Genomic DNA, 20,167 nt, shown 5'->3' with positions numbered 1-20,167 from the left:
AGCCATCAGGACGCGTCATCCTGGAGCAGTGCGCCACCCCTTCCGCGTGCGTGAGATCGCCGCTCAGGCCGGCCTGTCCGAGGCCACCGTCGACCGGGTGCTGCACGGCCGCCCCGGCGTGCGGCCCTCCACCGCCCGGCAGGTGGAGCGGGCCGTCGCCGACCTGCAGCGCCAGGCCGACCAGCTGCAGCTCGGCGGGCGCACCTGGGTGCTCGACGTGGTGGTCCAGGCCCCGCTGCGCTTCTCCGTGGAGGTGCGCACGGCCCTGGAGGCCGAGCTGCCCGGCCTGCGGCCCGCGGTCGTGAGGGCGCGCTTCCACCTGCTCGACGGCTCGGACCCCGCCCCCGTGGTGGCGGCGCTGCGCGGGGCTGCGACGGCCCGCTCCGACGGCGTGGTCCTCAAGGCGCCGCTGCACCCCGACGTGGTGGCCGCCGTCGGTCGGCTGGCCGAGGCCGGGGTACCCGTGGTCACCCTGGTCACCGACCTGCCGGGCTCCGAGCGGGCGGCGTACGTGGGGCTGGACAACCGCGGTGCCGGCCGGACCGCGGCCCACCTCGTCGACCAGTGGCTGGGCCCGCTCGACCACATCGGTGATCATGCAGAAGACCCGCACCCCGAGCAGCGCAGTGCGGGTCTTCTGCATGATCACCACAGGCAGGCAGTGCTCGTGGTCCGCAGCAGCGGGGTGGACCTGGGTGAGGACGAGCGCGCCGCCGGGTTCGCCGAGGTGCTCGGCCCGCGGCGCGTGCTGGAAGTCCGCGACGACGAGACCCGCTCCCGCGCAGTGCTCGACGACCTGCGCGAGACCCTCGAGGACGACGACGCGGGCGGAGGCGTCGGGGCCGTCTACGCGATGTACGCCGGTGCGGGCGGCGCCACCGCCGTGCTCGACGCGCTCGCGCGGCACGGGCAGGAGCCGCGCGTCGTCGTCGTCCACGACCTCGCCGCCGAGCACCTGGCGCTGCTGCGCGCCGGCCGGGTCTCCGCGGTGCTCCACCACGACCTGCGCACGCACCTGCGCCGCGCCGCGCGCGTGCTCCTGCAGTCCCGCGGGGGGCTGCCCGGCCCGCCGCGGTCGTGGGCGGCCCCGGTCCAGGTGGTGACGCGGTTCAACGTCCCCCTGCGGTGACCCCCGCGCCCGCCGCGGAGGAGGGGGAGGCGGTCCGCAGCGCGAGCGCCACGAGCAGCACACCGAGCGCCGTGAGCCCTGCGCAGACGAGGAACGCCGCGCCGTACCCCCACGTCGTCGCCCCGCCGAGCCCGACGACCGGGCCGCTGACCACTCCGCCGAGGCGTCGGGTGTTGGCGTAGAGCCCCGACGCGAGCCCGGGGCGGGCCACGACCCTCTGGAAGAGCCCGAGCCCCGTGCCGGCGATGACCGCGAACGACCAGGCGTTGAGCAGCTGCACCGACACCAGGCCCACGGGGCCGGTCACCACGGCCATGAGCAGGAAGTACAGGACCCCCACGGCGCTGTCCGACACGACCAGCGCCAGGTCCGAGGAGCGGCGGCCCACCCGACCGAGCAGCAGCAGCGCCGGGACCTCCGCGGCAGCCGCCACCCCGAGCGCGACGCCCGACCAGACCACGTCCAGCCCGAGGTCGCGGGTGGTGAACAGCGCCATCACCGAGACCACCGTGGCGTTCGCGGACTGCAGCAGCACGAAGCCGAGGGCCACCACCAGCACGCCGCCGCGGGAGACGGCGATGGCGTCGTCGGGGGCGCCCGCTGTCGGGACGCCCTCGGCGAGCCGGCGCCGGCGGCGGGCCACGAGGGCCGCGGTCGTCAGGCCGTTGAGCACGGCGAGCACGGCCAGCGCCGGCAGCACCGCGCGCTCTCCGGCACCGGCGATGAGGAACGCGGCCAGTGGCGGCCCCGCGACCCACGCGAACGAGACCAGGGCCCGCACCCTCGTCACCTGCGGGGTGCCGGCTCCCTCCGAGCGCAGGTGGGCGAAGAGGAGCGACACCCCCACGCCCGCGGGGGCCCCGAGCACCACGAGGGCGACCACGGCCAGGGGCAGCGACGTCACCGCCCACAGCGCCGCCGCCAGCAGCAGGGTGAGGACGGCGCAGCCGAGCATCGGCGCGAGGTAGTCACCGCGCCGGTCGGCGAGCGCGGGGACGACGAGGGCCGCGACGAAGCCGGCGCCGTTGTAGACCGCGAGCACCCAGCCGACCTGGGCCGGTGTCGCCCCGTAGAGGGCCACCAGCAGCAGCGCGAGGGAGGGCACGAGGACGGCGAACTGCAGTCCCCACAGCAGGGCGCTGCCCGGCACCAGGAGGCGCCGCTCCAGCGCCTCCGTCACGGGGTGCGCTCCCCGGGACGGGCGGCCGCGTGGACCAGCAGGACCTGGCGGGTCACCCCTGACCGCCCCGCCCGACCCGCGCTGGTGGCGCCGTGGTGGAGCGCACCACCAGCTCGGGCTCCACGACCGTGCGCGACGGCTCCCGGCGGCCCGCGGCGCGCTCCAGCACGGCGGCGACCGCCAGCAGGCCCATCCGCAGCTTGGGCTGGCGGACCGTGGTGAGGGCGGTGAAGCGGCTGCCCGCCACCCAGCTGTCGTCGAAGCCGACCACGCTGACCCGGCCGGGCACCTCGACGCCGGCCTCGGCGAGCCGGGACAGCACGCCCACGGCGGCGATGTCGTTGGCCACGAAGAGCGCCGTGGGCAGGTCCTCGCCGCAGCGGTGCAGCAGCTCCTCGGCCGCCGCCGCCCCCGCCGCCTCGGTGAACCCGCCCGGGCAGACCTCGGCCCGGTCCTGCAGCCCGTGCCGCCGCATCGCCGCGCGGTACCCCGCCGCGCGGTCGGCGGCGCCCGCACCGCCGGCGCCGTCGAGGTGGGTGATGCGCCGGTGCCCGAGCTCCGCCAGGTGCGCCACCGCCAGCTCCGCCCCCGCCGCCTCGTCGATGCTCACGCTGTCCACCAGGGCGGACCCGACCACGCGCGTCACCGAGACCACCGGCACCGGGAGCCCGCGGCCGAGCAGCTCCTCCAGGTCGGCGTCGGCCAGCACCGAGCCCAGCACCACCACGCCGGTGGGGTGCAGCGACAGGAGCATCTCCAGGGCCTCGCGCTCCACCTCGGGCGAGCGCCCGCCGCTGGCCATCACCAGCTGCTTCCCGGCCGGGCGGACCCCCTCCTGCAGCCCGTCGACCACCTCGGCGAAGAAGGGGTTGTGCAGGTCGGAGACCAGCACGCCGAGGATGCCGCTCTCGGTCTGGGCGAGGGTGCGGGCGTGCAGGTTGGGCCGGTAGCCCACCTCCCGGCAGGCGCTCAGCACGCGCTCGCGGCTGGCGTCGCTGACCCGCGCCGACCCCCTGACCACCAGGGACACCTGCGCGCGGGAGACACCGGCGAGACGGGCGACGTCCTCCAGCGTGGGACGGCGCGCCCCGGCGGCGCGGGGCGTGAAGGCGTCCTGCGGAGTCGTCATCTGTCCTGCTGTCCTGACATAGGCCTTGACACGGTGGGGCGAGTGCACCGATGCTCCTCGGCATCGGAGTAGAGCGCTCTACTCCAGTCAAGCGCTGCACCGCCGCACCGCGCAACGACCGTTCGCGCAGCACCTCCCGCCACCAGTCCCCCCACGGCCCGAAGGAGCGCCCGTGAAGCTCGCCGTCCTCGGCGTCGGCCGGATCGGCCTCATGCACGCCCGCTTCGCGGCGCAGTGCCCGCAGGTCGAGGAGGTCGTCCTCTACGACGTCGACCCCGCCCGGGCCGGCGCCGCCGCCTCCGAGCTGTCCGCCACCGCCGGCGGCCCCGCACGGGTCACCGGCAGCTCCGACCTGGGCGCCGTGCTCGGGTGGGCCGACGGGGCGCTCGTGGCCACCCCCACCCCCGTGCACGAGGAGTCGGTGCTGGCGGCCCTGGGCGCCGGCGTGCCGGTGCTCTGCGAGAAGCCGCTGGCCACCGACCGCGCCACGGTCGTGCGCCTCGCCGACGCCGCCGGCCGCGCCGGCGTCCCCCTGGTGGTGGGCTTCCAGCGGCGCTTCGACCCCGAGGTGCGGGCCCTGCGCGACGGCGTCGCCGCGGGCCGTTTCGGCACCGTCTACCTGCTGCGGGCGGTCGCCGCGGACCACCGGCCGCCGCCGGTGGAGTTCCTGGCGGGCTCCGGGGGGATCTTCCTGGACCTGCTGGTCCACGACCTCGACGCGCTGCCCTGGGTCCTCGGGGAGCGCGCGGTGCGCGTCAGCGCCACCGGGTCGGTGCTGGTGGACGAGCGGATCGGGCACCTCGGCGACGTCGACACCGCCGCGGTGGTCCTCACCTTCGCCTCCGGCGCCCTGGGGGTGCTGACCACCGGGCGCAGCAACGGCAGCGGCTACGACAACCGCATCGAGCTCAGCGGTGAGCTGGAGTGCGCCGCCTCGGGCCTGGGACCCCGCACCCCGCTGACCGCCCTGGCCGACCCGGACCTGCTGCCCGGCCCGGCCTGGGACGGCTTCGCGCAGCGCTGGGAGACCGCCTACCGCCGCGAGGTGGCCACCTTCGCGGACGTCGTCGCGGGGCGCACCGACAACCCCAGCCCGGCCCTCGACGGGCTGCACGCGCTGGAGCTGGCCGAGGCGTGCGCGACCTCGCTGCGCGAGGGCCGCCCGGTCGACGTCGAGCAGACCCCGGTGCCGAGCCCGGCACCGCTCACCACCGCCTGACCAGCACCACCTGACCGACACCCGTCAGACCAGCACCCGCCAGACCAGCACCCGCCAGACCAGCACCCGCCAGACCGACCGGCGCACCACCCGTAGGCGAAGGAGCCACCATGCGTCTGTTCCGCAACTCCCTGATCACCGCCGCCGCAGCAGCGGCCGTCCTCACCCTCGCCAGCTGCAGCTCCCAGGGCGGCGCCGCCGCCGCCGCGAGCTCCAGCGCCGCGGCCGCGGGGGGCAGCGGCGGCGGGGGCTGCTCCTCCCCGAGCGGCACCATCGCCGTGGTCAGCCACGGCAAGCAGGGCGACAGCTTCTGGGACATCGTCAAGAAGGGCGCGCAGGACGCCGGCAAGGCGGAGTGCGTCAACGTCACCTACCAGGGCTCCGGCGACCCGAACGAGCAGAGCCAGGCCATCGACAACGCCGTGGCGCAGAAGGTGGACGGGCTGGTCGTCTCGATGGCCAACCCGGGCGGCGTGGAGACGGCCGTCAAGGCCGCGGTCGCCGCGGGCATCCCGGTCATCACCATCAACTCCGGCCAGGAGGAGTCCAAGGCCTTCGGCGCCATCACCCACGTCGGCCAGACCGAGAAGACCGCCGGCCAGGGCGCCGGTGAGCAGCTCAAGGCCGCCGGGGTCACCAAGCTCCTCTGCGTCATCCACGAGGCGGGCAACGCGGGCCTCGAGGACCGCTGCGCCGGCGCCGCCGAGGCGCTGGGCGGCACCACCACCAACCTGCAGGTGGACGTGTCCAACCTGTCCGAGGCGCAGAACACCATCACCTCGGCGCTGCAGGCGGACCCGTCCATCAACGGCGTCCTGACCCTCAACAACGGCGTGGCCACCTCCGCCGTCGCCGCCCTCGCCGCGGCCGGCTCCAGCGCCAAGCTGGCGACCTTCGACCTCGACTCCGACGTCACCAAGGCCATCAAGGACGGCAAGATCCTCTTCGCCGTCGACCAGCAGCCCTACCTGCAGGGCTACCTGCCCGTCGTCTTCCTCAAGCTCTACAAGGACAACGCGAACACCGTGGGCGGTGGCCAGCCGGTGCTCACCGGCCCGGGCTTCGTCACCAAGGACAACGTCGACGCGGTGGCGCAGTACGCCGCCCGCGGCACCCGCTGAGGCCTCCGCCCAGCGCGGAGCAGTGAGAGGAGCCCCATGACGACGACGAGCGCAGCGGGGGCGGCCACGGCCGCCCCCGCCCCGCCGGACGAGCGGCTGCGCCGCACGTCCCGCGCACGGGCCCTGCTGGGCCGCCCCGAGCTGGGGGCGGCCGTCGGGGCCGCGGCGGTGCTGGTGTTCTTCCTGTACACCGCGCCGTCCTTCCGCACCGGCGCCGGTGTGGCGAACTTCCTCGACGCCGCCTCCCTCCTGGGGATCATGGCGGTGGGCGTCGCCCTGCTCATGGTCGGCGGCGAGTTCGACCTGTCGGCCGGCGTGCAGACGGCCTCGAGCGCGCTCTTCGCGACGATCGTGGCCTACCAGCTCACCCTCAACGCCTGGGTCGGCGTGGGGCTGGCGCTGGTGTTCAGCCTGGCCGTCGGCGCCGCCAACGGGCTCGTGCTGGTCAAGACCAGGCTGCCCAGCTTCATCGTCACGCTCGGCACCTTCTTCGTGCTCCAGGGCGTCAACCTTGCGGTCACCAAGCTCATCACCGGCACGGTGCTGGCCACCGGCATCGGCACCCTCGACGGCTGGGACTCGGTGCGGACCGTCTTCGCCGGCTCGGTGACGGTCGGCTCGGTGGGCATCAAGGCGAGCGTCCTGTGGTGGGCGCTGCTGGTGGTGCTGGGCACGCTGCTGCTCACCCGCACCCGGGTCGGCAACTGGATCTACGCCTCCGGCGGGGGCCAGTCCGCGGCGCGCCAGACCGGTGTGCCCGTGGCGCGGGTCAAGGTGCTGCTCTTCATGACCGTGTCGCTGTGCGGCTGGCTCGTCGGCATGATCGTCATGTCGCGGTCCGGCTCGGTGCAGGCCAACCTCGGCATCGGCCTGGAGTTCGAGTACATCATCGCGGCCGTCATCGGCGGCTGCCTGCTCACGGGCGGCTTCGGCTCCGTCATCGGCGCCGCGCTCGGGGCCCTCATCTTCGGCATGACCAAGCAGGGCATCCCCGCCGCCCAGTGGGACAACGACTGGTACAAGCTCTTCCTCGGCGTGATGCTCCTGGCCGCCACGCTGCTCAACTCCTGGGTGCGCCGCCGCGCCACGGGCGAGAGGGACTGACCCCCATGACCACCTCCGAGTCGGCCGCCGCCGCTCCCGCCGCCGGGGCCCCCGGCGAGCCCGCGGCCCGCGGCACCGCCCTCGTCGAGCTGCGCGACGTCGGCAAGAACTACGGCCCCGTCATCGCCCTGTCCGGCGTCAGCACCCTCGTGCGGGCCGGCGAGGTCACGTGCGTCCTGGGCGACAACGGCGCCGGCAAGTCGACCTTCATCAAGATCATCGCCGGTTCCCACCAGCACTCCCAGGGCGAGCTCCTCGTCGACGGCGAGGCGACCCACCTCAAGAGCCCCCGCGAGGCGCTCGACAAGGGCATCGCCACCGTCTACCAGGACCTCGCCGTGGTCCCGCTGATGCCGATCTGGCGCAACTTCTTCCTCGGCTCCGAGCTCCGCAAGGGCCTCTTCATGGACGTGCCCGCCATGCGGCGCACCACCAAGGACGCGCTCGCGGCGATGGGCATCGACCTGCGCGACGTCGACCAGCCCATCGGCACGCTCTCCGGCGGCGAGAGGCAGTGCGTCGCCATCGCCCGGGCCGTGCACTTCGGCGCCCGGGTCCTCATCCTCGACGAGCCGACGGCCGCGCTCGGGGTGAAGCAGTCGGGGGTGGTGCTGCGCTACATCGCCGCCGCCCGCGACCGGGGCCTGGGCGTCATCTTCATCACCCACAACCCGCACCACGCCTACCCCGTGGGCGACCGCTTCCTGGTGCTCAAGCGCGGCAGGGCCATCGCGAACGCGGCCAAGGCCGACCTCAGCCGCGACGAGCTGGTGGCCCTCATGGCCGGCGGCGCGGAGCTGGCAGAGCTCGAGCACGAGCTGCAGCGGTCGTGAGCAGGTGGCAGGAGCGCCCCGCCCCGGGGTGCTCCTGCCGCCCCTCAGCGGTCGACGAGGGTGGTCTCGAAGGCGTACCGGCTGGCGCGGTAGACGTGGTCGCCCACCTCGATGACGTGACCGGCGTCGTCGTACGCGGTGCGCTGCATCGTCACCAGCGCCGCCCGCGGCCGCTCGTTGAGCAGGCGCGCCTCCGCCGCCGTCGCCAGCCGCGCCCCCACGGTCTGGCGCGCCACCCGGAACTGCACCCCGCGCGCCCGCATCACCTCGTACAGGCCCTCGGTCTCCAGCTGCTCGCGCGTGGGGGCGCTCGCGGCGGGGATGTGGTTGGTCATGATGGCCAGCGGCTCGCCGTCGGCGGAGCGCAGCCGCCTGACCGTCACCACCTCGGTCCCCGGGGCCACGCCCAGGGCCTCGGCGAGCTCGTGCGGCGCGGGGGCGGACTCGTACCCCAGCACCTCGGTCAGCGGCGCCCTGCCGCTGCGGGCGAGGTCGTCGTGCAGGCTCGTCAGGGCCATCGAGCGGTTGACGTGCGGGTGCACCACCTGGGTGCCCACCCCGCGGCGGCGGACCAGCAGGCCCTTGTCGACCAGCTCCTGCAGCGCCTGCCGCATGGTCGGACGGGACAGGCCCAGCCGCTCCGCCATCGCCACCTCGTTCTCGAGGCGCGAGCCGGGGGCGAGGGTGCCGTCGGCGATGGCGGCGCGCAGCTGCTCGGCCAGCTGGTGGTACAGCGGCACGGGGCTCGACCTGTCGATGCCGCGCGCCAGCCGCGCCACGACGTCGGGCGCGGCAGAGGGGTCCATGACGGGATCCTCCCAGGTCGGCCTCTCGCAGACCACCGCCGCGCGGGTGCTGCTCTCCGGAGGACAGCAGGACCGTATGTCAGGACAACACTTGACAGGTGTCGCGGTGGGACGCGAGGGTTCCACCACCACCCGCACGACGTCGAGGAGGACGCTGTGAGCACGCCCGCCGCGCCCGAGGTCCTCGTCCTGGGCCGCTGCGGCGTCGACGTGTACCCGCTGCAGACGGGCGTCGGGCTGGAGGACGTGGAGACCTTCGGCAAGTTCCTCGGGGGCAGCGCCGCCAACGTGGCCGTGGCCGCGGCGCGCCTGGGCCGCCGGCCCGCCCTGGTCTCGGGCGTCGGGGACGACCCCTTCGGCAGGTTCGTGCGGCGCTCGCTGCGCCAGCTGGGCGTGGACGACTCCCGCGTCGCCACCGACGCCGACCACCTCACCCCCGTGACGTTCTGCGAGGTCTTCCCGCCGGACCGGTTCCCGATCTGGTTCTACCGCCGCCCGACCACGCCGGACCTGCAGCTGGACGCGAGCGCCCTCGACCTGGCCGCCGTCACCGGTGCCGACCTGCTGTGGGTGACGCTGACGGGCCTGTCGGAGGAGCCCAGCCGCACCGCCCACCACACCGCCCTGGCCGCCCGCGCCGCGGCGGCCGGGCCGCGCCGGCACACGGTCCTCGACCTGGACCACCGGGCCGACTTCTGGCCCGCCGACGGCGGCGTCGAGGCCGCCCGCACCCAGGCCCAGCGAGCGCTCGCCCACGCCACCGTCGCCGTCGGCAACCGCGAGGAGTGCTGGGTGGCGACGGGGGAGGACGACGCCGACGCCGCCGCCGACGCCCTGCTCGCGCTCGGCGTGGACCTGGCGGTGGTCAAGCAGGGACCGCGCGGCGTGCTGGGCGCCACCCGCTCCGAGCGCGTCGTCGTCCCCGCCACCCCCGTGGCGGTCGTCAACGGCCTCGGCGCCGGAGACGCCTTCGGCGGCTCCCTCGTGGACGGCCTGCTGGCGGACCTGCCGCTGGCGGAGCTCCTGGCGCGCTGCAACGCCGCCGGCGCCATCGTCGCCTCCCGCCTCGAGTGCGCCACGGCCATGCCGACGGCCGAGGAGATCGCCGCCCACGTGGCGGCCCACGCCGACATGACCACCGGGCGGGAGCGCGACCGTGCCTGAGGCGAGCACCCGCCCGGCCGTCGTGCCGGCGCCCCGGGCCCGCAGCTACGCCGAGGTCACCGAGCTGCGCGCCCGCCACCCGGAGGCCGTCGCCGCAGCCCTGGCCGACAGGGTGCGCCGCCCCTCGTTCGTCCCCGAGGACGGCCGCCTCATGGTGGTGGCGGCCGACCACCCCGCCCGCGGCGCGCTCTCCGCCCGAGGGCGCTCCGACGCCATGGCCAGCCGCACCGAGCTGCTCGACAGGCTGCGCGCCGCGCTCGCCCGCCCCGGGGTGGACGGCCTGCTGGCCACCGCCGACGTCGCCGAGGACCTGCTGCTCCTGGGCGCGCTGGAGGACAAGGTGGTCATCGCCTCGATGAACCGCGGTGGTCTCGCGGGGTCGGTGTTCGAGATGGACGACCGGATGACCGCCTACGACGTCCCCGGCATCGTCGAGGCCGGCTTCGACGCCGGCAAGGTGCTGCTGCGCATCGACAGGGACGACCCCGGCACCGTCGCCACCCTGCAGGCCTGCGCCCGCGCCGTCACCGACCTCAACCGCGCCGGCCGGGTTGCCCTCGTCGAGCCGTTCACCAGCAGCCGCCGCCCCGACGGCAGGGTCGTCAACGACCTCACGCCGGAGGGCGTCATCGCCTCCATCCACGTCGGCCAGGGCCTCGGGTCCACCTCGGCCCGCACGTGGCTCAAGCTGCCCGTGGTCGAGGACATGGAGCGCGTCATGGAGGCCACCACCCTGCCCACGCTGATCCTCGGCGGCGACCCCGTCACCGCCCCCGACGCGACCTACGAGTCGTGGCGCCGGGCGCTCGCCCTGCCCTCCGTCCGCGGCCTCGTCGTCGGCCGCGCCCTGCTGTTCCCCCCTGACGACGACGTCGCCGCAGCCGTCGACACCGCCGTCTCCCTCGTCCGCTGACCACCCCGCAGCACAGACCTCCAGGAGGAGCTCCCCATGACCGCCACCGCCCCGGCGCCCACCAGCGCGAACCCGCTGCCCGGCCTCGACCCGTCGCAGGCGCACCTGCCCACCGCCGTCGCCGCGGCCACCACCCCCACCGCGCTGTGGAACGACTCCGCCGCCCTCGGCGAGCTGACCCGCTCGATCGCCTGGGGCGCCGTGGGCGCCACGTGCAACCCCGTCATCGCCCTGGCCGCCATCAAGGCCGACCAGCCCCGCTGGACCGCGCGCATCCGCGAGCTGGCGGAGGAGAACCCCACCGCGGGCGAGTCAGCGCTCGGCTGGATGGTCGTGGAGGAGCTCTCCGTCGAGGCCGCAGCGCTGCTCGAGCCGGCCTTCGAGGCCTCCGGCGGCCGCAACGGGCGCCTGTCCATGCAGACCGACCCGCGCTTCCACCGCGACGCCGCGGCGCTGGCCGACCAGGCCGAGCGGTTCTCGGGGCTCGCCAAGAACATCATCGTGAAGATCCCCGCCACGAGGACCGGCATCGAGGCCATGGAGGAGGCGGCCTACCGCGGCGTCTCGCTCAACGCCACCGTCTCCTTCACCGTGCCGCAGGCCGTCGCCGTGGCCGAGGCCATCGAGCGCGGCATGGCCCGCCGCGAGGCCGAGGGCCTCCCGATGCCCGAGTTCGGCCACGTCTGCACGATCATGGGCGGCCGCCTGGACGACTGGCTGAAGAGCTGGACCGCCAAGAACCGCGTCCTGGTCGACCCGGGCCACCTGGAGTGGGCCGGCGTCGCGGCGCTGAAGAAGGCGCACCACCTCTTCGTGGAGCGCGGCTACCGCGTGCGCATCCTGTCGGCGGCCTTCCGCAACTCCATGCAGTGGAGCGAGCTGCAGGGCGGCGACCTCGTCGTCTCCCCGCCGTTCGACTGGCAGGCGCGCTTCAACGAGAACGACCTGCCCGTCAACCCCCACGCGATCGACGAGCCGGTGGCCGAGGAGCACCTCGCGGCGCTGCGGACCATCCCCGAGTTCGTCAAGGCCTACGAGCTGGAGGGTGAGGGCGGCATGTCCGTCGAGGAGTTCGAGCGGTACGGCGCCACCCGCCACACGCTGCGCCAGTTCCTCGAGGCCGACGCCCAGCTCGACGCCATCGTCCGCGACGTGCTGGTGCCCGCCCCGTGACCAGCAGCACCGGCACGGCCACCGACCTGCACCTGCGCGCCGGCGCCACCGCCGACGGCGTCTGGGACGTCCGCGTCACCCCCGAGGTCGCCTCCCAGATCACGACGTGGGGGTGGACGTCGCTGCGGGCGGCGGACCTCGCCCCCGGCCAGGAGCTCCACCTCGACACCGGCGACGACGAGGTGGTGCTCGTCCCGCTGCGCGGCGGCCTCACCGTCGTCGTCGACGACGCGGGGGAGCCGGCCCGCTACGAGCTCGCCGGTCGCGCGTCGGTGTTCGCGGGCCCGACCGACGTCCTCTACCTGCCCGCCGGCTCGAAGGCCGTGCTCTCCACCTCCCCGGACGACGACGGCGCGCGCGTCGGCGTGCCCGGCGCCAGGACCGGCGTGCTGCCCGAGGGGGTCCGCAAGCCCGTCCGCCACATCGGCGTCGACGAGGTCGCCGTGGAGCTGCGCGGCGCCGGCACGTGCACCCGCGAGGTGCGCAACTTCGCCTCCGCCGACGTCGACGTGGCCAGCAAGCTCGTCGCCGTCGAGGTGGTCACCCCCGGCGGCAACTGGTCGAGCTACCCGCCGCACAAGCACGACGAGACCTCCGAGCACGAGAGCGAGCTCGAGGAGGTCTACTACTACGAGGTCGCCCCCGGCCCGGACGGGCAGCCCGGCGTCGGCTACCACCGGACCTACTCGACGTCCGAGCGTGCGGACCGCCAGGTGGACGTCCTCGTCGAGGTCCGCGACCGCGACACCGTGCTGGTGCCCCACGGCTGGCACGGTCCGTGCATGGCCTCGCCGGGCAACCACCTGTACTACCTCAACGCCATGGCCGGACCCGCCGACGACCGCGCCTGGCGCATCGTCGACGATCCTGACCACGCCTGGGTGCGCTCCACCTGGGCCGACCAGCCCACCGACCCCCGCCTGCCGCTCGGAGGAGCCCAGTGACCACCCGCCTCACGGTCGCCCAGGCCACCGTGGAGTTCCTCGCGAACCAGCACGTCGAGCGCGACGGCGTGCGCACCAAGCTCTTCGCCGGCGCGCTCGGCATCTTCGGCCACGGCAACGTGGCCGGACTCGGCCAGGCCCTGCTGCAGGACGAGCTCCAGGCCCTCGAGGCCGGACGGGAGCCCGGGCTGCCCTACGTCCTCGGCCGCAACGAGCAGGCCATGGTCCACACCGCCGTCGCGTACGCCCGCGCCAAGGACCGCCTGCAGACCTGGGCCGTCACCGCCTCGGTGGGCCCCGGGTCCACCAACATGCTCACCGGTGCGGCGCTGGCCACCATCAACCGCCTGCCGGTGCTGCTGCTGCCCGCCGACACCTTCGCCACCCGCTCCGCCGGGCCGCTCCTGCAGGAGCTGGAGCGTCCCGACTCCGGCGACGTCACCGTCAACGACGCCTTCCGCCCGCTCTCGCGCTACTTCGACAGGGTCTGGCGCCCCGAGCAGCTGCCCGGCGCGCTGCTCGGCGCCATGCGGGTCCTCACCGACCCGGCCGAGACCGGCGCCGTCACGGTCTGCTTCCCGCAGGACGTGCAGGCCGAGGCCCACGACTGGGACGACGACCTCTTCGCCGAGCGCACCTGGCACATCGGGCGCCCGCTGCCCGAGCGCGCCGCGCTGGCCCGGGCCGTCGAGGTCATCAGGTCGGCGAAGAACCCGCTCATCGTCGCCGGTGGAGGCGTGCACTACTCGGGTGCGCAGGCGGCCCTGGCCGCTCTCGCCGAGGCCACGGGCATCCCCGTCGGCCAGAGCCAGGCCGGCAAGGGCGCGCTGTCCTTCGACCACCCGCAGTCGGTCGGTGCCATCGGGTCGACCGGGACGACGGCCGCCAACGCCCTGGCGCGCGAGGCCGACGTCGTCATCGGCGTCGGCACCCGCTTCCAGGACTTCACGACGGCGTCGCGGACGGCGTTCGGCAACCCCGACGCCCGCTTCGTCACCCTCAACGTCGCCGCGCTCGACGCGGTGAAGCACTCCGCCGTCGCCGTCGTCGCCGATGCCCGCGAGGGCCTCGAGGCGCTCGCGGAGGCGCTGGAGGGCTACGACGTCGGAGACGCTCACCGCGCCCGCACGGCGGAGCTCAAGGCCGCCTGGGACGCGACCGTCGCCTCCGTGTACTCCCGTGACGCCTCGGGCTCGACCGGCGACCTCGACGCCCAGCCCGACCAGAACCAGGTGCTCGGCGCCGTCAACGAGCTGTCGGACCCGCACGACGTGGTCGTGTGCGCCGCCGGCTCCATGCCTGGTGACCTGCACAAGCTCTGGCAGGTCCGCGACGCGAAGGGGTACCACGTCGAGTACGGGTACTCCTGCATGGGCTACGAGGTGGCCGGCGGCATCGGCGTCGCCATGGCTGCCCGGGACGCAGGCGAGGACCGGGACGTCTTCGTCATGGTCGGCGACGGCTCCTACCTCATGATGGCCACCGAGCTGGTGACCGCCGTCCAGGAGGGCGTGAAGATCATCGTGGTGCTGGTGCAGAACCACGGGTACGCCTCCATCGGCTCGCTGTCGGAGTCGCTCGGCAGCCAGCGGTTCGGCACCAGGTACCGGGCCCGTACCTCCTCCGGCCGCCTCGACGGCGACCTCCTGCCCGTCGACCTGGCCGCCAACGCCGCCAGCCTCGGCGTCGAGGTGGTGCGCACCAGCACCCGCAAGGAGCTGGAGGCCGCCATCCTCGACGCCAAGGCGTCGCCGACCTCCACCGTCATCCACGTCGAGACCGACCCCTTCGTCGACGCGCCCTCCAGCGAGAGCTGGTGGGAGGTCCCCGTCAGCGAGGTGTCCACCCTCGAGAGCACCCAGCGGGCCCGTGAGGTCTACGACCAGCACAAGGCCCGTCAGCGCACCTTCCTGAAGCCCTCCGAGACGAACTGAGGCGAGAGAGCCATGAGCGAGACCACCCAGACGGTGACCCACTGGATCGACGGGGCCGCCACCTCCGGCGCCTCCACCCGCACCGCCGACGTCTTCGACCCCGCCACCGGGCAGGTGGCCCGTCAGGTGGTGCTGGCTGAGCCCGCTGACGTCGACGCGGCGGTCGCCTCGGCCAAGGCCGCCTTCCCGGGCTGGCGCGACACCTCGCTGGCCAAGCGCACCCAGGTGCTGTTCGCCTTCCGGGAGCTGCTCAACGCCCGCGCCCCCGAGCTGGCGGCGATCATCACCGCCGAGCACGGCAAGGTCCTGTCCGACGCCGCCGGGGAGGTCGCCCGCGGCCAGGAGGTCGTGGAGTTCGCCTGCGGCATCCCGCACCTGGTCAAGGGCATGTTCACCGAGAACGCCTCCACCGCTGTGGACGTGCACTCGGTGCGCCAGCCCCTCGGCGTGACCGCGGTGATCTCCCCGTTCAACTTCCCCGCGATGGTCCCGATGTGGTTCTTCCCCGTCGCCATCGCCGCCGGCAACGCCGTCGTGCTCAAGCCGTCCGAGAAGGACCCGTCGGCGGCGCTGTTCATCGCGCGGCTGTGGAAGGAGGCCGGCCTGCCCGACGGCGTCTTCACCGTGCTGCAGGGCGACAAGGTCGCCGTCGACGGGCTGCTGGACCACCCCGACGTCGCCTCGGTCTCCTTCGTGGGCTCCACCCCCATCGCCAGGTACGTCTACGAGCGCGGCACCGCGAACGGCAAGCGCGTGCAGGCCCTGGGCGGGGCGAAGAACCACATGGTGGTCCTGCCGGACGCGGACCTGGACGCCGCCGCCGACGCAGCGGTCAACGCCGGCTTCGGCTCGGCCGGTGAGCGCTGCATGGCGATCTCGGCGCTGGTGGCCGTCGGCGGGATCGCCGATGAGCTGGTCGCCAAGATCGCCGACCGCGCCGGGAAGATCCGCACCGGTGACGGGCGCCGCAGCTGCGACATGGGCCCGCTGGTGACCAAGGTCCACCGCGACAAGGTGGCCTCCTACATCGACGTGGCCGCCGCCGACGGCGCCGACGTCGTCGTGGACGGGCGCACCGTGACCCCGGACGCCGACGGCGGTGCGGACAACCAGGGCTTCTTCCTGGGCCCCACCCTGCTGGACCGCGTGCCGACCACCTCGCGGGCCTACACCGAGGAGATCTTCGGCCCGGTGCTGTCGGTGCTGCGCGCGGACAGCTACACCGACGCCGTGGAGCTGGTCAACGCCAACCCCTACGGCAACGGCGTCGCGATCTTCACCAACGACGGCGGTGCGGCGCGCCGCTTCGCCAACGAGGTCAGCGTCGGGATGATCGGCATCAACGTGCCGGTGCCGGTGCCGATGGCGTACTACTCCTTCGGCGGGTGGAAGAACTCCCTGTTCGGTGACACCCACGCCCACGGCGTGGAGGGCGTGCACTTCTTCACCCGCGGCAAGGTCGTCACCACGCGCTGGGCCGACCCGTCGGCCACCCAGGCCAGCGCCGGCATCGACCTGGGCTTCCCCACCAACGCCTGACCGGACCGCCGGTGCGCATGACGCCCATGATCACCGTGATCATGGGCGTCATGCGCACCTCTGCCCGCTGGACGCGAGGAGCGCTGGAGCATGACCGAGCAGACCTCTGACCTGCGGGTCGCCGTGGTCGGGGTGGGCGCCATGGGTGCCGACCACGTGCGGCGCCTCGCCGACCGCGTGGTCGGCGCGCGGCCCGTGCTCGTGGCCGACGCCTCCGCGCAGACCGCCGAGCGCGTCGCGGCCGCCCACCCGGGGGTCCGGGTGGCCCCCGACGCGCTCGCCGCCCTGGACGACGACGACGTCGACGCCGTCGTCATCGCCAGCACCGGCCCCACCCACGCCGAGCTGCTGCTGGCGTGCCTCGAGCGCGGCCTGCCGGTGCTCTGCGAGAAGCCGATGACCACCGACGTCGCCTCGGCCCTGGAGGTGGTGCGCGCGGAGGCCGCCGTCTCCGCGACGACGGGGAAGCGCCTCGTGCAGGTGGGCTTCATGCGCCGGTACGACGCCGGCTACGTCGCCCTGCGGCAGCTCGTCGAGACCGACGAGCTCGGCGCCCCGCTCCTGCTGCACTGCGCGCACCGCAACGCCTCGGTGCCTCCCTACTCCACCAGTGAGACGGTGGTGCTCGACTCCCTCGTCCACGAGGTCGACGGGGCGCGGTTCCTCCTCGGCGAGGAGGTCACCGCCATCACCGTGAGGACCCCCCGACGGCGCCGGAGCGCGCCCGAGGGCCTCGCCGACCCGGTCTTCGCGCTGCTCGAGACGCAGAGCGGGGCCCTGGTCGACGTCGAGGTCAGCGCCGCGACGGGCCTCGGGTACGAGGTGCGCACCGAGCTGGTGGCGGAGCGCGGGACCGCTCTGGTGGGCACGGAGAGCGGCCCGCTCGTCGCCCGCGCCGACACGGCCGTGCGGGGGCGCCGGGTGCCGGCGGGGTTCCTCGAGAGGTTCGAAGCCGCCTACGACGCCGAGGTGCAGGCGTGGGCCGACGCGGCGCGGCGGGGCACCGCTGCCGGGCCGTCCTCCTACGACGGGTACGCGGCCACCGCGGTGACCACCGCCGGCGTGGAGGCCCTGCGCACCGGGCGACGCGTGGAGGTGGTCCTCGAACCCCGACCCTGAGCCCTCCGCGTCAGGCGCCGGGCTCGCCGGGCTCGCCGGGCCCGTCAGGCCCGTCGGGCCAGACGATGCCGACCTTGCCGCCGGTGGCGGCGTCGGCCACCTCGTAGGCCCTGGCGGCCTCGGTGATGGTGAAGGTGTCGCTGACCAGCCGCTCGGGGTGCAGGCCCCAGCGGGCGAGGTTGGCCAGCAGCTCGCTCATGCGCCCCGTGGAGGTCACCCACGAGCCGTGCACGGTGAGCTGGCGGTGGATGAGCACCTCCGAGACGTCCACGGACAGGTGGCCGCCCTCGCCGACCAGCGCCGCGCGGCCCCAGCGCCGGGTGTGCCGCAGCGCGGTCAGCTGCCCGCGGCCGTTGCCGGACGCGTCCACCGCCACCTCGGCGCCGTCCCCGAGCAGAGCGTCGAGCTCCTCGTCAGAACCGCCCACGGCGTGGTCCACGGCACCCAGCTCCAGCGCCAGGGCCCGCCGCTGCGGGCTCGGGTCGGTGCCCACCACCAGGAGGGCGCCCATCGCCTTGGCGAGCAGCCCGAGGGCGCAGCCCACCGGGCCCAGGCCGGTGACCAGCACCCGGTCGCGCCCGGAGACGTCCACCCGGCACAGCGCCTCGTAGGCGGTGCCGAAGCCGCACGCCACCACCGCGCCGTCGAGGAAGGTGAGCTCGTCGGGCAGCACCAGCAGGTCTCGCTCCTCGGCGAGCAGCAGGTCGGCGTGGCCGCCGTCGCGCTGCCAGCCGTACGCGGCGCGCCCCTGGCCGGTGCAGGAGATCTGGTAGCCGCGGCGGCACTCGTCGCACTGCCCGCAGCCGCTGATGTGGTAGACGACCACGCGGTCACCCACCGAGATCCGCTCCACCCCCTCGCCGACGGCGACGACGCGGCCGGCGGGCTCGTGGCCGCCGACCACGCCCTGGTAGGCCTCCGGACCCTCGCCGAGGTGCTCGCGGTAGATCGCCCTCAGGTCCGAGCCGCAGATGGTGGAGGCCCTCGTGGCCAGCAGCACCTGGCCGTGGCCGGGGACCGGGTCGGGGACCTGTCGCAGGTCGACCCGGCTGGCTCCGGGCAGGAACGCTGCACGCACGTCGGGCTCCTCAGGGGTGGTCGTCGCTGACGGCACATGGGAGCACACACCGGTCGCGCCCCGTCCACCCGGTGCCCGCACGCGGCCGCGCGCCAGCGTGCCCCCCGGAAGGCCGACAGCGCGTGACCCGTTCGTTACACAGGGCGCGTTGACAACGTTTGCAGAGAGTCGGCAGACTCCTCGGCACCACGACGACGACGTCGCGGGGGCGGACCAGAGAGGGCCCTCCCCGAGACACCGACGCGGCTCCTGCACGACCCGGCGACGCGCGGGCCGCGCAGGGCGGCCGCACCCGGCGCCACCCCCGACGGTGCCGCTGGGGCTGCGCCCACCCCGACCGACCGCCCGACCCCCGGCGCCTCCGGCGCCCCGGTCACCCCTGAGGAAGAAGGTCTCCACCCATGGCAGCACGACGACGTGTCCTCGCCTCCATCGCCGCTGCGGCGGGCCTGGCCGTGATGACGGCCGGCTGCGCCGGAGCCGGAGGCAGCGGCGGCGGTGGTGGCGGCGACGCCAGCAGCGGCGGCGCCCAGTCGATCAACGTGATCATGGTCAACAACCCGCAGATGGTGGACCTGCAGAAGCTCACCGCCGACAACTTCACCAAGCAGACCGGCATCACGGTGAACTACACGGTGCTCCCGGAGAACGACGTCCGCGACAAGATCCAGACCGACTTCTCCAGCCAGGCCGGTCAGTACGACGTCGCCACCATCTCGAACTACGAGACGCCGTTCTTCTCCAAGAACAAGTGGATCGCCAACCTGGACGACTACGTCAGCAAGGACAGCGGGTACGACCAGGGCGACGTCCTCAAGCCCATCGCCGACGGCCTCAAGGGCGCTGACGGCTCGCAGTACGCCGAGCCGTTCTACGGCGAGAGCTCCTTCCTCATGTACCGCAAGGACGTGTTCCAGGCCAAGGGCCTGACCATGCCCGACAAGCCCACCTGGGACCAGGTCGCCGACCTCGCGGCCAAGGCCGACGAGGGCCAGGGGAAGATGCGCGGCATCTGCCTGCGCGGCCAGTCCGGCTGGGGCCAGGTCTTCGCCCCGCTCACCACGGTGGTGAACACCTACGGCGGCACCTGGTTCGACAAGGACTGGAACGCCCAGGTCAGCGCCGCGCCGTTCGTGGAGGCCACCAACTTCTACGTCAACCTCGTGCAGCAGCACGGCGAGCCCGACGCCGCCAACGCCGGCTTCACCGAGTGCCTCAACGCCATGACCCAGGGCGGCGTGTCCATGTGGTACGACGCGACCTCGGCCGCCGGCTCCCTGGAGGCCGACAGCTCCCCGGTGAAGGGCAAGATCGGCTACGTGCCCGCCCCCGTCAAGGAGACGGCGTCCTCGGGGTGGCTCTACAGCTGGGCGTTCGCCACCCAGGAGGCCTCTAAGAAGAAGGACGCCGCCTGGAAGTTCATCTCGTGGGCCACGGGCAAGGACTACGAGAAGCTCGTCGGCCAGCAGGTCGGGTGGGCCAACGTCCCGGCCGGCAAGCGCGCCTCCACGTACGACATCCCGGAGTACCAGCAGTCCGCGCAGGCCTTCTACCAGGCCACCGAGACGGCCATCAACGCCGCCGACCCGAACAACCCGGGCGTGCAGCCGCGTCCGGCCCCGGGCATCCAGTTCGTCGCGATCCCGGAGTTCGCGGGCATGGCGACCCAGGTGAGCCAGGGCGTCAGCGCGGCGATCGCCGGCCAGCAGACCGTGCAGCAGGCCCTCGACACCGGCCAGCCGCTGGCGCAGGCCGCCGGCGACGCCAACAAGAAGTAGCCCC

Annotated in this window: 17 protein-coding genes; 13 read left to right on the top strand and 4 right to left on the bottom strand. The window is 74.3% G+C overall.

The genetic code is table 11. From position 1 onward, the window contains the following. Positions 1 to 28: 28 nt before the first annotated feature. Positions 29 to 1,129, top strand: coding sequence for a LacI family DNA-binding transcriptional regulator (locus H7K62_RS19320; protein WP_186721702.1), 1,101 nt, complete (start codon positions 29 to 31; stop codon positions 1,127 to 1,129). On the opposite strand, the gene H7K62_RS19315 is transcribed toward H7K62_RS19320, so the two are convergent. Together H7K62_RS19315 and H7K62_RS19310 are read right to left on the bottom strand one after the other, a co-directional pair. Beyond that, complete coding sequence (locus tag H7K62_RS19315) at positions 1,110 to 2,309, bottom strand: MFS transporter (RefSeq protein ID WP_222437890.1); 1,200 nt, start codon at positions 2,307 to 2,309, stop codon at positions 1,110 to 1,112. The genes H7K62_RS19320 and H7K62_RS19315 overlap by 20 nt on opposite strands. 52 nt (positions 2,310 to 2,361) lie before the next feature. Then, complete coding sequence (locus H7K62_RS19310) at positions 2,362 to 3,438, bottom strand: LacI family DNA-binding transcriptional regulator (RefSeq protein ID WP_186721700.1); 1,077 nt, start codon at positions 3,436 to 3,438, stop codon at positions 2,362 to 2,364. Between the two features lie 172 nt (positions 3,439 to 3,610). On the opposite strand from H7K62_RS19310, the gene H7K62_RS19305 reads away from it, so the two are divergent. The 4 genes from H7K62_RS19305 to H7K62_RS19290 all read left to right on the top strand — a co-directional run bounded on the left by H7K62_RS19305 (position 3,611) and on the right by H7K62_RS19290 (position 7,715). Further along, complete coding sequence (locus tag H7K62_RS19305) at positions 3,611 to 4,657, top strand: Gfo/Idh/MocA family protein (protein WP_186721698.1); 1,047 nt, start codon at positions 3,611 to 3,613, stop codon at positions 4,655 to 4,657. A gap of 110 nt (positions 4,658 to 4,767) precedes the next feature. After that, the gene (locus tag H7K62_RS19300; RefSeq protein ID WP_186721696.1) at positions 4,768 to 5,778 is read left to right on the top strand and encodes a sugar ABC transporter substrate-binding protein; all 1,011 of its coding nucleotides are present in this window, start codon (positions 4,768 to 4,770) and stop codon (positions 5,776 to 5,778) included. A gap of 36 nt (positions 5,779 to 5,814) precedes the next feature. Then, positions 5,815 to 6,882: an ABC transporter permease gene (locus H7K62_RS19295; RefSeq protein ID WP_186721694.1), complete on the top strand. Its 1,068-nt coding sequence runs from the start codon at positions 5,815 to 5,817 to the stop codon at positions 6,880 to 6,882. Positions 6,883 to 6,887: 5 nt separating this feature from the next. Beyond that, positions 6,888 to 7,715, top strand: a complete 828-nt coding sequence (locus H7K62_RS19290; RefSeq protein WP_186721692.1) for an ATP-binding cassette domain-containing protein — start codon at positions 6,888 to 6,890, stop codon at positions 7,713 to 7,715. 44 nt (positions 7,716 to 7,759) lie between these two features. Here the strand turns inward: H7K62_RS19290 and H7K62_RS19285 are convergent, their stop codons facing one another. Further along, complete coding sequence (locus H7K62_RS19285; RefSeq protein WP_186721690.1) at positions 7,760 to 8,521, bottom strand: GntR family transcriptional regulator; 762 nt, start codon at positions 8,519 to 8,521, stop codon at positions 7,760 to 7,762. 156 nt (positions 8,522 to 8,677) lie between these two features. On the opposite strand from H7K62_RS19285, the gene iolC reads away from it, so the two are divergent. The 7 genes from iolC to H7K62_RS19250 all read left to right on the top strand — a co-directional run bounded on the left by iolC (position 8,678) and on the right by H7K62_RS19250 (position 17,307). After that, a complete protein-coding gene (iolC, locus tag H7K62_RS19280; protein WP_186721688.1) occupies positions 8,678 to 9,685 on the top strand; it encodes a 5-dehydro-2-deoxygluconokinase in 1,008 nt (335 codons plus the stop codon). Further along, entirely contained in the window at positions 9,678 to 10,598 is a 921-nt protein-coding gene (locus H7K62_RS19275) for a Cgl0159 family (beta/alpha)8-fold protein (RefSeq protein ID WP_370591857.1), read from the top strand. The genes iolC and H7K62_RS19275 overlap by 8 nt, the downstream gene beginning before the upstream one ends. 36 nt (positions 10,599 to 10,634) lie before the next feature. Further along, positions 10,635 to 11,771, top strand: a complete 1,137-nt coding sequence (locus H7K62_RS19270) for a transaldolase family protein (RefSeq protein ID WP_186721686.1) — start codon at positions 10,635 to 10,637, stop codon at positions 11,769 to 11,771. Continuing rightward, positions 11,768 to 12,715, top strand: coding sequence for a 5-deoxy-glucuronate isomerase (gene iolB, locus H7K62_RS19265; RefSeq protein WP_186721684.1), 948 nt, complete (start codon positions 11,768 to 11,770; stop codon positions 12,713 to 12,715). Before H7K62_RS19270 ends, iolB begins: the two co-directional genes overlap by 4 nt. Continuing rightward, positions 12,712 to 14,649: a 3D-(3,5/4)-trihydroxycyclohexane-1,2-dione acylhydrolase (decyclizing) gene (gene iolD / locus H7K62_RS19260; RefSeq protein WP_370591856.1), complete on the top strand. Its 1,938-nt coding sequence runs from the start codon at positions 12,712 to 12,714 to the stop codon at positions 14,647 to 14,649. Before iolB ends, iolD begins: the two co-directional genes overlap by 4 nt. Positions 14,650 to 14,661: 12 nt before the next feature. Beyond that, the gene (locus H7K62_RS19255) at positions 14,662 to 16,188 is read left to right on the top strand and encodes a CoA-acylating methylmalonate-semialdehyde dehydrogenase (protein WP_186721682.1); all 1,527 of its coding nucleotides are present in this window, start codon (positions 14,662 to 14,664) and stop codon (positions 16,186 to 16,188) included. Positions 16,189 to 16,278: 90 nt separating this feature from the next. Beyond that, a complete protein-coding gene (locus H7K62_RS19250) occupies positions 16,279 to 17,307 on the top strand; it encodes a Gfo/Idh/MocA family oxidoreductase (RefSeq protein WP_186721680.1) in 1,029 nt (342 codons plus the stop codon). 10 nt (positions 17,308 to 17,317) lie between these two features. Here the strand turns inward: H7K62_RS19250 and H7K62_RS19245 are convergent, their stop codons facing one another. Next, positions 17,318 to 18,385 (bottom strand): zinc-dependent alcohol dehydrogenase family protein, encoded by a 1,068-nt coding sequence (locus tag H7K62_RS19245; RefSeq protein ID WP_186721678.1) that lies wholly within the window; start codon positions 18,383 to 18,385, stop codon positions 17,318 to 17,320. Between the two features lie 401 nt (positions 18,386 to 18,786). Here H7K62_RS19245 and H7K62_RS19240 point away from each other — a divergent pair, with 401 nt between their 5' ends. After that, on the top strand, positions 18,787 to 20,163 hold the full coding sequence (locus H7K62_RS19240; RefSeq protein WP_186721676.1) for an ABC transporter substrate-binding protein: 1,377 nt from the start codon (positions 18,787 to 18,789) through the stop codon (positions 20,161 to 20,163). The last annotated feature ends 4 nt before the right edge of the window (positions 20,164 to 20,167 follow it).

Origin of the sequence: Quadrisphaera sp. RL12-1S (assembly GCF_014270065.1) — a bacterium.
GTDB lineage: Bacteria > Actinomycetota > Actinomycetes > Actinomycetales > Quadrisphaeraceae > Quadrisphaera.
The sequence above is the reverse complement of the archived record's forward strand: the minus strand, read 5'-3'. Positions and strand labels throughout refer to the sequence as shown.